The organism is Acinetobacter tjernbergiae DSM 14971 = CIP 107465 (genome assembly GCF_000374425.1).
GTDB classification, from domain to species: domain Bacteria; phylum Pseudomonadota; class Gammaproteobacteria; order Pseudomonadales; family Moraxellaceae; genus Acinetobacter; species Acinetobacter tjernbergiae.
The window spans coordinates 64,127-77,459 of the sequence record NZ_KB894360.1; the positions used below are offsets into that span (position 1 = coordinate 64,127).

Sequence of the window (13,333 nt, forward strand, 5' to 3'; positions counted from 1 at the left end):
AAAGTATTTTGGATTGCTAAAAAACATATTCAAAGTGTGTTAAGGCCAAGATAAGAACCATACTTATTGGAAGTGGATACAAGCATAGATTTATTTTTCAGATTTTAAATTTATCAATAAGTTAACAAGATGGCTCCATCTATTACATGAGCAAAAACGACAACCAATTTGCTTTGTTTCTCGAAGTAAATGCAATCGATAGATCTTTTTTTATACAAAAAGATTTATCGTATTTATACAAAATACTTTTAAAAACATTATTTTAATTTTTATGCTACTTTTAAAGTAATTCACTCATCAAAAAAGTTCAAAAAAACAGATGGCTTAGGTATAGAATACGGCGCTTGTTTAACCTTAAACCACTTATATGTTTAATATATTGTCTCGCTTGAGCTTAATCAGCAAAATTATTATTGCTATCTTTTTGGGAGTTGGCGTGGCGCTGCTATTCCCGAACTTTACACCTTATTTAAGTTTATTGGGTGAATTGTTTATTAAAGCATTAAAGTCGGTTGCACCAATTCTTGTCTTTGTTTTAGTTCTTGCATCCATTGCTAATTTCAAAATGGGGCAAAACTCGAACTTAAAACCAGTCATGATTTTATATGTCGTTGGAATGTTGCTCGCAGCATTTAGTGCTGTGGTTGCAAGTATCGCATTCCCAAGTCAACTGTTCCTAAATTTGTCAACCCAACCTGCCCTACAAGCACCTGGTAGTTTGACCGAAATATTAAAGAATCTACTACTAAGTTTTATTGCCAATCCTGTACAAGCAATCAGTGAAGCCAACTTTATTGGTATTTTAGCTTGGGCAATTGGCTTAGGCTTGGCATTACGTCATAGTTCGGAGACAACCAAACAAGTTCTGACTGATATTGCTGATGCGGTTAATAAAATTATTCATACGGTCATAGGCTTTGCACCTATCGGAATTTTTGGCTTAGTTGCAGTAACATTTGCAGATGCAGGTTTAGCAACACTATCAAGCTATGCACATCTTCTAATTGTATTGATTGGCACGATGCTATTCGTTGCTTTAATCATTAACCCTGCATTAGTTGCCTTCACAATGCGAGCTAATCCTTATCCACTGGTGTTTAAATGCTTAAAAGAAAGTGGAATTACTGCATTTTTCACGCGTAGCTCGGCTGCAAATATTCCTGTAAATCTAGATTTAGCTCAGCGTTTAGGTGTCAATGAAGCAACGGCGAGTGTCTCTATTCCTCTCGGTGCAACGGTAAATATGGCTGGTGCCGCAGTGACAATTACCGTATTAACGCTTGCAACTGTTCATACACTCGGAATTCATGTTGATTTAAGCACCATGATTATTCTGTCTGTTGTCGCAACTGTTTCGGCATGTGGTGCATCTGGTGTTGCAGGCGGTTCATTGCTTCTCATCCCTGTTGCTTGCAGCTTGTTTGGTATATCATCTGAAATAGCAATGCAAGTGGTGGCGATTGGTATGATTATCAGCGTATTACAAGATTCAACTGAGACTGCTCTTAATTCTTCAACCGACGTTTTATTCACTGCTGCTGTAGATTTCAGAAACCGAAAAAATTAGTAGATTGTTATGCCCTTACAACGTTTACCAAACTGGATTCAACTTGGTGCTTTTTTACTTGCATTAAATGCTGGTATGGTAAACGTTTTAGGATTATTTACCGTTCTACACCAATCTGTTTCACATATGACGGGTAATGTCAGCATGCTTGCGATGAGTCTTTTAGAATGGCAACCAGAGCATTTTATTTACCTAAGTTTAGTGATTCTTTGTTTTGTTATTGGGTCATTCTATAGCGGCCTAATCCTTGGTAATAGCAACGTTGCATTTGGTCGTCACTATGGTTTTCCTCTCAGTTTAGTCGCTACATTTCTATTTCTGACATGGTTATTACTCCCTTACTTTCCACGTTATGGCTTGCTGTGGGCATGTGGGGCAATGGGTGTACAAAATGCAATGGTCAGTCACTATAAAGGGGCAATTATCCGTACCACCCATTTATCAGGCGTTTTGACTGACATTGGTTTAACCTTAGGCTATAAAGCCCGTGGTCTAAAAATTGAAAATCGACGTATTTTTTTGCATTTACTCATTTTTATTGGCTTTTTTGTCGGTGGACTGATTGCGAGTTTGCTTTATCCTTCTTTAAAATTACAAACCTTTCTCATACCAGCAAGTCTCAGTCTTATCATGAGCATGGCTTATTGGGTGGTCTACTTTCGTTCTTCATTCAACTCAAATTCGGATTGAATTATGGTTAAAAATGCATTGCAAGCTCAGTTACTAAAAGCTGGTTTAGTCGATAATAAAAAGGCAAAAAAATTAACTAAACAAGTGCAACATGAGCAACGTACTGGGAAAAATGATGATGCTGCTTTAAAAGCGGACATTGATCGAGTAAACCAAGAAAAACTAGCCAAAGATCAAGCATTGAATTTAGAAAAGCAGAAAATCTTAGAAGAAAAGGCATTAAAAGCTTCGATCATTCAAATGATTAAACAGCACAAAATCCCCCAGACTGAAGGTGATGTTAGCTATCAGTTTATTGATGAAGGTAAAATCAAAAAGGTTTACCTCTCGCAACAAGTTTATAATGCATTAGTTACAGGTTCATTAGTCATTGCTAAAGATCAAGATAAGTATGCTTATCTTCCTAAGGCACTTGCAGAGAAAATTGATCAAAAAATGCAAGGCTTTATCTTAGTCAACAATAACACTGAGAAAAATGATCAATCGACTAATGAAGAAGATCCGTATGCAGCGTATGTCATTCCAGATGATTTAATGTGGTAAATCATAATTCAGTTCTGTAATACAACCTTACAGATCGTATGTGAAATGTGATCAACTTATCATATTCATGTTTAACACCTTACAATTGTATAAGTATCAATTGTAAGGTGTTTGGATTTGGATTATTTAGGTTCTATAAGTGAAATTCAAAATGAATTGAGCCAATACCCATGGTTAGAAATGCTCATTTCATTGACAATTTTAATTTTTTTCGCAGCTTTAGCAAATTTCATTGCCAAAAAAATCATTGTTCGTGGTATTCGCCACTTTATTACCAAACTTAAATCTCCTCATCAATCAATCTTTGCACAGCATAGTGTTACTCGACGATTTGCGAACATTGTTCCAGCAATTGTGATTATGAATGGGATCACTACGATCCCACACCTCCCCTCAAAAGCAATGACATTTATACAAATGGGGGCTCAGGCATTTATTTTTCTTACACTTGCCTTGACGATCAGTGAAGCACTAAATATTTTTAATCTGGTTTACCAACGTAACCCTAAATCTAGAAACAAACCCATTAAAGGTTATTTACAACTGATAAAACTGATTTTATTCGTTGTATGCGGTCTTATGATTTTGGGTACTTTCCTCAAAAAAGATGTATTCACCCTGCTCGCTGGCTTTGGTGCTATGGCAGCAGTTTTGATGTTGGTATTTCAAAATACCATTCTTTCTCTCGTTGCAAGTGTACAGATCGCATCTTATGACATGGTTCGTATTGGTGATTGGATTGAGATGCCATCTTTGAATGCTGATGGTGATGTCATTGATATGTCTTTACATACGGTGACTGTACAAAACTTTGATAAAACCCTCACCACGATCCCAACCAATAAACTCGTCACGGATACATTCCGAAATTGGCGTGGTATGAGTAATTCAGGCTGTCGTCGTATCAAACGCGCAATCTTTATTGACCAAAGTAGTGTCCACTTCATGACCGATGCTGAACAACGAAGACTGAAAGATTTTTTACTTTTAGACCAATATCTCGATGCAAAGCAGTCAGAAATTGAAAAGTTCAATCACCATTTGAGTAACCAATCGGAATATAACCAACGCCGTTTAACCAATTTAGGAACTTTTAGAGTCTATGTAGAGTTCTACTTACGCCAACATCATGGTATTGCTCAGAATCAAACTATTTTAGTTCGTCAGTTGCAACCAACTAGCGAAGGCTTACCCCTAGAAATCTATGCATTCACAAATACCATTGCATGGGTGTCTTATGAAGCCATTCAATCTGATATCTTCGATCATTTAATTGCGATTATCCCTGAATTTGGCTTACGAATTTACCAAGCACCTTCAGGTTATGATTTTCAAGCTTACACTCCTATGAAAGACCCACAAACCTAATACGGCTCTTCGTTTTAAGGCTTTATCCGTTAAAGCAATAAAGCCTTAAAACTATTTCAATATACAAAGTTTCAAATCAAATGAGTGATGTTCCGATCTTATTCATAATAAAGTTAATTTTTCAAAACTTCCTATCAAATCTTAGAATAGGATGAGTAGAATTTTTCTGTTTGAAACTCAATTGTTTATAGAAATTATGAAAAGAATAAAGATAAGGAATCCGCCATTGTTCTGGTTTCCAAGGCAAATTCTGTTCAAAATACATCATAAAAGTAAAGAGTGGCATCAGATACATCGTATGTTGCATCGTTACCAATGAAATCCACATGAGTGGCCAACAAGTACCTACACAGTAAAATGCTTTCTTCAAACCATAGCTAAAACAATCAATCGCTGATTGGAGACCAAAAGGATTAATCATTGGTGGTATATGGCATCTATTCAGGCTCATTTGTTTCCACGGTGTTGCTTGCCAAAACAATAAAATAACCAATATGCAGCCTAAAACCAGTTCCTTTGAGCTATCTAAAATACTGTTCAAGATTTCTGTTAGGAATAAAAGTACAATACCTATGAACGTCCAAAAAACGATATAACCGATAAAAAATGTGGTTAAACCTATATATCTTTTTCGTGGAAAATTTTTTCGCCAAATCGCCAAGACTGCATCTGACAGCAAAGGAAACATCATCGCAATCAGCATTAAAAACCAATGTATGTTTATGGTCTGCATAATAACAGACCATAAACCATTGCGCTGATGGGTATGAATATGATGATGAGCATGTCCATGTACAGGTATATTGAATTCAACCATAACGATGGGCTGTAGTAATAAAAACAACCAAACCAGTAATCCAATACATAACAATATTGAAAATGGCGGACGTTTGAGTATTGAAAAATATACCTGTAATTTCATGATGATGCTTAAATCCTTATAAGCCTTCTCGGTACACGCTAATTTGCCCGATACTTAAATCTGCATCCGAAGCTAAAGGTTGACGCGGTACAAATGAAATAGGAAATGCATTCGTGTCGGCGATCTGTTTATTTAGATGAAGTTCATCAAAATAGTTAGTGATATCGACAATAATATTTAACCCTGCTCCACCATGCTCTTCCTTCGCATTAGATGCTTTGCGAATCCCAAACAAACCGATTGATTCAACTAAACTGGTATTGTTCTGATTCTCATCATTTGCCAAAGTCGTATAGATATCGAGAATAATCCCTTCACGATTGGCTTTCACATTTTCAAGTTTTAGAAATACTCGATCTGGCTCACTCACACCCTTATCGGATAGCGTTTCTAGTGCCATAAAACTTTTTTGTAGCGTATTTTTCATTTTATGGTCTAAAGGAATTGCAACGTTGGTTAAGCCATCAATCTGCAATTTTTTTGTTGTTGCACCAATAAGTTCTGATGCAACAGGCTGCAAGTTCAATGGCGTCTTGAAGGACTCAAAACCTAAAAGTTTAGCTCGGCTCTCACTGGTCGACAGCATTTCTTGAGCAGCACTGACACCTGAACCTGCTGTATATTCATAACCGAGTTGAGTACCATTAACATTAATATCTAAGTTATTTTGAACATCTTGTGGCGTGTATTGCCATGAATCCCCTGAAGCCAAAGGCATAATAAATTTTCGACCTGTGACAGGACCTTCTAACCATTGTGCATCAACAGGGTTAGAGCGCCCATCACCCAATTCCAACCAAACACTCCATAAACGGTCGATATTGGCATGATGTAGATAAAATATTGGATCCAAACCTGCTGAATCAGGATCACTCATGATGCCATTATCACCACCAATATCATCATGCACCAAATTATGAGGCTTACTTTCCAGATCACCAAATATACGATTGGAGTGAGAAAATGAGGTTTCAGGTCCACCAAAAGCCTTAAAATTATGTGGTGTGGTAAATTGCAAGTCTTCTAAAGCGGTGAGTGTTATATCTTGGGCTGGTAGTGGATGATAAGTTCCATACCGTTGTGCTACATAAAGTGGATTTACGCTACCATCAGGTAAATGTGTTCTTTCAAATGCTGGTGGCATGTATGCTGCATTTGGGTTTGTTGTATCACTATAATCCCAAAATGGTAATGACCAATCCTGCGGCCCACCTTGATTTATGATTTCAGTTCTTAAAATAGATTCTATTGCAACAAGATAACCACGATGCCATGGTACAAAAAACCATGTTCCATGCTGACATTGTTGCCAGTAAGTCGCTTGAACTTGTTGGCTCGGTAATTGATCAACTGTAGGATCGTAATAACCAAAGCCCTCCCATAGTTCAGCCTCAAAACCATGTATCCCCGCAAAAAAACGCCAACTTGTTGGATCATCCAATGCTTTGGTTTTTAAAGCACCAACCGCTTTAGCGTACCAAAATAATATTGGATCATCGAAATCCCCACCATTCGCCCAAACGCTTTTTCTGATATATGTCATTTTATTTTCATTCCTTAATGATTGTTTATAAAATACCGACAATTTTAAAATTATTTATTCAGATAATAATTTCTTTTAGAATAGAAATCTTATCCATTGTCACCTTGTTATTTTGTTTTAGCTCTTTACGATTTGAGATACTAATATTAATAAAACAATTATTCAAATGTTTTATATTTTTTCCATTTATAAACTTACTTATATCAATCGCATGATCTATCCCTCTATGATGTTCTTTTATAATTTTTGTAATTCCAAACAATGCAATTGAGTCAATATAGTTTTCTGCTCTCAGACTATCCATTTCACGATCATCCAGACTTAGAAAGACATCTAAAATAATACCTTCCTCATCTGCTTCTATAGAGTAAAACTTTAACCATATCCTTATCTTATTGTTTTTATGCAAAACCAATTCACAAAAATGATTAAGCTTTAATGAAATAAAGGCTTTATCACTAAAAATAATTGACTCATTTGTCTCTATAAAACTCTCTATCATAAAAAAATTATTCTTGTTATAAATTTAATGATCAAGATCATACCAAAAATAAATAAAATTAAAACTATTTTTAATTTTATTTAAACATAAAATTTGCAACCTTCATATAGAATAAATTTTCTCTAAAATTATGAAGATCAACTAATAATGATTTTTCAAATATTCATTTTAAAAAATCTTAATTAAAAATTATTTTAGACCAATTATTCCACATATAAAATCATTAGTTTTTTTTAACAACAGAATTAATCAGTACATAAAAAGGTATATAAAGCCAGTTGATGTATATTCAATCAATCATGCGTGGTAACAAAGCCTGCTTTTAAACAATTGAGTAATAAAGATAACTTCGTAAATACTAAGCTGTGAGTAGCAAATGCTTAAGCATCCAAAGTTCTACTTACTAAATTTGCAATAAGTTTTCTCAAATTTTAGAAAGAGATCATCAACTACAACTAGAGCATACAAAGCCTTAGAAAAGTATAAGAACAATCATATGTAGCAGTACTCAATCAATGTACTGAACTAGGTAGCCAACACTTGGATTATCTCCAAAATTTAGATGGACAGGGCAAGATTTATACAACGAAGCCAAACCAAGTTAAAATCTCAGTAGATTTTCTTAAAAACTGTTTCGATCAAGGTTACAAATTCAGCTTGAAAAAGTGTCAACTTTATTTTCTGACACAACACCGTCAAAATAAAAAAGCCCATTAAAATGAGCTTTTTAAATAAATCTATAGCTAGACAATGCAATCAGAAATCAATGAATACTAAGTTCATCATCCTTAGCCATTACTACAGATATTAAGATTGGAATACCCAAAATAACTGGCATTACAATAATCCATAAGTCCGTCGTTAATTTGTTTGAAAAGAAAAAATGGATTACGATTGCAGTTAAAATTAAAACTGAAAATAAAACACCCACAAACCGAGTTGCAAATTTACCAAGCATCACTTACACCTATCTAATTATCATCTTCGTCTTGAAGTATACGCTTTGTCTCGATCTTCGTGTATTTATTTTCTGATTATTACATGTCTTATTTGAATGAATTTACTAGTAGTAAATTACAAACTAATAAAATTTAACTCACATGATGGTTTTTAAATTTAACACTTAAATTCAAAGACTTAAGTTATTAAAATATACCTATTCGATTTAACGATTTTATAGCCATCAGCCTAGTATCCTCAAAACTATAGGTGCTAGTGACCGATACTTGGACACTACATTACAAACTCTCCCAAGAAACACTTTCACTTACTTTATTCTTAAAACAAGCTAATAGACAAAAAATTACACTAAATAGTTACTATTTTGTAAAAAAAAATTGAACTTGTATGCAAAACCTCACCACAAAAAGCTAAGTTAATAATATTAATAAAGAAAAATTAATATAAATTTAACATTTGATAAAATCATTTTGTAGTAGTATTGTTATCCAATGTAATAGTGAGTTAACAATCATGCCTCATTCATCAATAAAATTTAAAAATGAAACGGATTATTCATTTTTTGCTAAAATGACTAATTTTAACAATAAACCAGATTTCATTAATCTACGTTTAGAGCCTGTAAGAAATAAATCTCATCTTTGGATGGATGCAGCAGTTATTACAATTTTTTCGTTTGGCTTTTTTGTAGGTCTAAACAATGAATTAGCAAATGAGATGATTAATTCATTAATACTAATAAAAGCCAATCAATATGAACCAACTCTTTTTCAGAATTCAAATATATTTGATGATAAAGGATTTTCACTTCATCATACCTTTATGTATGAAGTAAATGAATCAACATCAATAAAATTTCTATTTAACAAAGATTGGAATGTTAATGAATTCAATACAGCCTGCCATATTCTTATGAGAGAATTAAAAGCATTTGAAATAAGTGGTTTAGGTCAGATCCCCAAATTTTTGAATGGTAACAAAACTTCAGATTTAATCGTTATGTCTATTGATGTGAACTTTGACGTAATTTATTCGATCTGAAAATAACAATTTTTTCCATTTTCGTTTAGCCGATGATCTCTGTGATTAGATTTAAACGAGCAAGCAACACGCTTTGTATCCTACTCTTGGCATAGAAACTCTGTATTTAGGTATACTTCTCGCAACAACAACACCCCAAACTGTTTGCTTCTTACTAATTTGAAAAACTTGGGTTTAAAACAGTTAATTGATTGTTATTTATTTACTCGTTGTCAATTTACACAGCGTTTTATACTAGTTCCACCTACCAAACATCTATAATTACCAAAATTTATGAGTAATGGTATAACACAGGAAGTGACTAAGTATCATACTCAATGGTGTTTGCAGAAATACTATCCAATTTTAATTTTAGATCATCGCTTTTTCGTAAAATAGCATCATTAAAATAATCAAATATTTTAAATTTATTATTTTTCAACAACTTCTATCAAGTTTTTTCTAGCACCTAGTCTTGTATTATATTTTGAGGACTACGTTTACCTGACTATAAATCTAAACTATTATTTAACTCTTTTTCTCATTTAGATAGCTAATTTTCTGCTATCCTACGAAAACTAAAGGTTCTAATTTCTTTATATTCAGGATAGTCCTTACGGTCAATTCGAATTTCTACGCTATCTTCTTCAAGGCTTTCTCAACCTAGTTGAACCCATTAATTTACGCCTTTTGATTTTGTTCAATTATGGCGTAAACTTTGGCGTGAAATATAAGTGTTGATCACATGTTCACGTGTGTTTCTACGTGTTGAAACAGCTAAACTAACGCTTTTACTATATAAATTCTAATTTTTACTAATCAATAGTTTATGTAATAAGGAAAGAAACAATGCTGCAATTGTTTGATTTAATTATTTAAAAACAACAACTTATACAAAAATTAAAATAGTGTGGCGCAGAAAATGGCGTAAAATTATTTTATTGAATAAGATGAATAAAAAATGCTGTAAGGCTGGCTGATATTGTGGGTAAATGGGCGGAATAGAAATATTCTTTATAAGATTGTTAAACCCTACCAATCAACAATTCTAGAAAAAGTTGAAGTAATCATGAAAACTACAGGACAATTTATCAACGATACACTGCAGCACTCATTTCTTATTCTATGGAAGGAAGATAAGCAAAAATGGGAAGTAGGTTGTGCTTTGCTGAAAATAAACTTGCAGGCAGATACATGTGCTGATGCTATCAATCTAATGACCAAAACAATTTTGGACTACAATTTATCACAAGAGTTCTCTGATGCAATTGAGGAATATAAAGAGGACTACTTAAAATCTAATAAATAAATTGTTCTTTTAAGTTAAATAAATATAAAAACGCCCCAAATAAACTGACAGAATTTGGGGCGGATTATCAATTTCCATCACATGGATATTGACTTGGTAAATCTAACATAATTATTTTATGAATATCTAAAACTTTAGCATAAATGGTAAATAGTTATTAATCTCAGTTGTATTATTTATTAGAACTATGCATTTTAGAAATTTTTCCAGAACATCACCTCTAGCCTGAACTCCGACTTCATCAAAAAAGCACAAGCGAACAATGAAATCCCAACTCCAATAATAATTTTGTCGAATGAAACCACACCAAAACTTATCGTAACAATAGATCCTAAAAAAATTGTATAAAAAGCAGCTATCCCAATTATTTCATTGAATTTCATAAAAACCCCTTAATAGAGAATAATTCTCAAAGATATAAATAAGCATACAATAGTACTCTTAAATTTATATGAAACCTTAATTTCTATTTAGAAATTTTAAACAATCTTGAATTTCTATTTAAAATTTCGATGCAATACCCATTCTCTTCCAAAGTAAAAGAAAAGCCCTCATCAGAGAGCTTTTACACAAATACCAACATGCACATTGCTGTTAATTGTATTAGCCGTGCAACTTGGCAATACGCACAAAATAAAAACGCTCACTATCAATGAAGATAATGAGCGTTTGCAGTGATGCATGATTACTTCTTTATGAATAGCGTTCGCTCAGCTTCACGACGACGAACCAAACCTTTTAAGACTTCTCCACCACCACAGTTCCACACTAAAAATTGATCGGCAGCACCTGCATAGTCTTTAGTATTTAACTTTTTGAGCAATGTCGAGCTTTTAAATGCAGCAGATCCAATGTTGTAAGTAAGCAAGACGAGAGCATCAAATTGATTTTGCGTTAATGAGACTTTTACAGCACCATTTACAGCAGCTTCAAAGCGCTTAAGATCGTATGTAAAAAATGCTTTGGCTTGCTCTGCAGTACAAACGTCACCCTTTTTGACTTTAACGCCGTTAGGATAAACTGTGGTACCAAACCCAATGGTCCAAACGCCTACACCATCGTCATATGCATTGAGCTTTTCATCTTCGAAACTGGTGATTAAGTTAATACCGACTCGACTTGTTGTCATTCCCTGAGTTGATGATAGCCCATCAACAACCTTATTTAGGTCATCAACTTGTGCTTGTATAAGTTTACCACCGGCGAGCACACGTGCGGCATCAAATAACGGTTTTCTATTCATTTTGCTTTCCTATTGGCAATAAAAAAGCGCCCATAAGGCGCAATGAAATTTGATGTAATCAAAAAAGCCTCGAAAGGCTTTTTTGATATATAAATTAATTATTTAGCAACTTACCTTCAATTGTTTCCAGTGACTCAAAACCTATAGATAACAAGTACTCATCCAGATTCTCTATTACATTCCCCGAAGGATCATAGAAATCTGTTCCACTTCTATTTGACTCATTGTAATAACAAAGTTCCCCCTGGGAACTAAACCAAGACATTTTTGAGTAATACGGATCATCTGAAGTTACATATTCGGAAGAGTTAATCTGTTTAATTGTGCCACCTTTTAAGCGGTGAAAATCTTTAGTACCTTTACTATTTTCAGATCGCAAATATTCACGATAAGCAACAAGTTCATAATTCTCCCCAACAAATAAACAAGTGCTTTGAACACCTTCTTTTGAAAGTTGAATTTCCTCATTTCTTTCAAATATGAATTTACCATCTTTATCAAAATAAGATGTTCTAAAGTAGTTACCTGTCGAATCTGAGAAATACACCTTTTTTATAGGATCATAATCAGTTGATTCATTAATCGTTACTTCAATCATTACCTTACTCTTTTGGAAGTGGTTGTGCAGGAGGTTTCTGTTCAGACCATTTCCTAACATAGGTTGATACAGTACACCCTTCTATAACAGCCTGGGTTACCAAGGATTTGAGCGTACCTTGAACTTTATTGTACTGAATAATATGACCATCCCAAGAGCTATAACTCCAGTGAGCATTCTTAATACTTCTATAATTTCTATATAAGTCATGCCTGTCTAATAATAGGTCATTATATCTAAATTCGACATCAGTAGCTAAACGCTCCATCTCACCTATAATTGCTTTACAGCGTGGATCCTTATCTCTAGCATTATTCTCCAACTCCTGAACAACTGGCTCAGCTTGAACCATATCATTAAGGATATTTTGAGCTGCAATATTAGTAGCAACTTGAGCATCTAAACTGCCTGCATCTGCATTGGAAATGACTTGTTCAGCAATGACTTCTAAAGCTAAATTTTGGTTCTCTACTTCTGGCAAATCAATTGGTGCATAAACAGCATACGCACCACTTTTAGATGTATTTCCTTTTGCTGTAGTGAACACAACATAAAAACGGGATTCTCTTTTCCCATTATTTATTTTTACATCAGTTTGATCTGTCACTGCAGCTGAAACAATACTACGTCCATACTGTATTTCAGTAGCCGATAACCTTGAATTATTGTAGGCCATGAATGCTTGGGCAAACCAACTCGCTGTAGTCTTATGATCAAATGAACAAAAAGTATCTGTTCTATATGTAATACAAAAAGCATTAATTGGTAATGGCACTGGCTCCTTTTTATAAACTATTTGATTATTTGCAGGATCCATCACCCAGTCAACAGCACCAATCAACTGATCAACTGCAATATTTAAAGCAATCCCAGCTGCACCACCTCTCAAAACTTCAGCAACTTGCTTAGCATTTGGTGTAACCAAAGCCGCCGATACTTTAGTGTCCTTGATAGCATCAATTAATGTTGAAGCCCCCATTACAGTTGATTTAGTAACACTCCAACCTTGTAATGGTACAACAGCACTCATTGCACGTGGCGAAGCCAAGCTGTAATTTGCTGAGGTAA

Annotated in this window: 12 protein-coding genes and 1 pseudogene; 6 read left to right on the plus strand and 7 right to left on the minus strand. The window is 34.1% G+C overall.

Annotation, left to right across the window (positions count from 1 at the left end):
* Nucleotides 1-367 precede the first annotated feature (367 nt).
* From sstT to C502_RS0107545, 4 genes are all read left to right on the plus strand, one after another.
* A complete protein-coding gene (gene sstT, locus C502_RS0107530) occupies nucleotides 368-1,567 on the plus strand; it encodes a serine/threonine transporter SstT (protein WP_018678224.1) in 1,200 nt (399 codons plus the stop codon).
* Between the two features lie 9 nt (nucleotides 1,568-1,576).
* Entirely contained in the window at nucleotides 1,577-2,257 is a 681-nt protein-coding gene (locus C502_RS0107535; RefSeq protein WP_018678225.1) for a YoaK family protein, read from the plus strand.
* A 3-nt stretch (nucleotides 2,258-2,260) separates the two neighbouring features.
* Nucleotides 2,261-2,800 carry a DUF2058 domain-containing protein gene (locus tag C502_RS0107540; RefSeq protein ID WP_018678226.1) on the plus strand — a complete coding sequence of 180 codons (540 nt, stop codon included), beginning with the start codon at nucleotides 2,261-2,263 and terminating at the stop codon, nucleotides 2,798-2,800.
* Between the two features lie 117 nt (nucleotides 2,801-2,917).
* Nucleotides 2,918-4,168, plus strand: coding sequence for a mechanosensitive ion channel family protein (locus C502_RS0107545; protein ID WP_018678227.1), 1,251 nt, complete (start codon nucleotides 2,918-2,920; stop codon nucleotides 4,166-4,168).
* A 121-nt stretch (nucleotides 4,169-4,289) separates the two neighbouring features.
* On the opposite strand, the gene C502_RS0107550 is transcribed toward C502_RS0107545, so the two are convergent.
* The 4 genes from C502_RS0107550 to C502_RS0107565 all read right to left on the minus strand — a co-directional run bounded on the left by C502_RS0107550 (nucleotide 4,290) and on the right by C502_RS0107565 (nucleotide 8,093).
* The gene (locus C502_RS0107550; protein WP_018678228.1) at nucleotides 4,290-5,090 is read right to left on the minus strand and encodes a copper chaperone; all 801 of its coding nucleotides are present in this window, start codon (nucleotides 5,088-5,090) and stop codon (nucleotides 4,290-4,292) included.
* A 16-nt stretch (nucleotides 5,091-5,106) separates the two neighbouring features.
* Nucleotides 5,107-6,633, minus strand: coding sequence for a tyrosinase family protein (locus tag C502_RS0107555; protein WP_018678229.1), 1,527 nt, complete (start codon nucleotides 6,631-6,633; stop codon nucleotides 5,107-5,109).
* A 58-nt stretch (nucleotides 6,634-6,691) separates the two neighbouring features.
* Nucleotides 6,692-7,135: a DUF7868 domain-containing protein gene (locus C502_RS0107560; RefSeq protein ID WP_018678230.1), complete on the minus strand. Its 444-nt coding sequence runs from the start codon at nucleotides 7,133-7,135 to the stop codon at nucleotides 6,692-6,694.
* Between the two features lie 763 nt (nucleotides 7,136-7,898).
* A complete protein-coding gene (locus tag C502_RS0107565; protein WP_018678231.1) occupies nucleotides 7,899-8,093 on the minus strand; it encodes a hypothetical protein in 195 nt (64 codons plus the stop codon).
* A 515-nt stretch (nucleotides 8,094-8,608) separates the two neighbouring features.
* Between C502_RS0107565 and C502_RS0107570 the strand changes: the two genes are divergently transcribed.
* Together C502_RS0107570 and C502_RS0107575 are read left to right on the plus strand one after the other, a co-directional pair.
* Nucleotides 8,609-9,136 (plus strand): hypothetical protein, encoded by a 528-nt coding sequence (locus C502_RS0107570; RefSeq protein WP_018678232.1) that lies wholly within the window; start codon nucleotides 8,609-8,611, stop codon nucleotides 9,134-9,136.
* Nucleotides 9,137-10,184: 1,048 nt separating this feature from the next.
* On the plus strand, nucleotides 10,185-10,424 hold the full coding sequence (locus C502_RS0107575) for a hypothetical protein (protein WP_023274755.1): 240 nt from the start codon (nucleotides 10,185-10,187) through the stop codon (nucleotides 10,422-10,424).
* A gap of 685 nt (nucleotides 10,425-11,109) precedes the next feature.
* On the opposite strand, the gene C502_RS0107585 is transcribed toward C502_RS0107575, so the two are convergent.
* The 3 genes and pseudogenes from C502_RS0107585 to C502_RS19735 all read right to left on the minus strand — a co-directional run.
* On the minus strand, nucleotides 11,110-11,667 hold the full coding sequence (locus C502_RS0107585; RefSeq protein WP_018678235.1) for a lysozyme: 558 nt from the start codon (nucleotides 11,665-11,667) through the stop codon (nucleotides 11,110-11,112).
* 94 nt (nucleotides 11,668-11,761) lie between these two features.
* Nucleotides 11,762-12,265 (minus strand): hypothetical protein, encoded by a 504-nt coding sequence (locus tag C502_RS0107590; protein WP_018678236.1) that lies wholly within the window; start codon nucleotides 12,263-12,265, stop codon nucleotides 11,762-11,764.
* A 292-nt stretch (nucleotides 12,266-12,557) separates the two neighbouring features.
* Nucleotides 12,558-12,722, minus strand: a pseudogene (locus C502_RS19735) (hypothetical protein); the annotation flags it as partial.
* Between the last annotated feature and the right edge of the window lie 611 nt (nucleotides 12,723-13,333).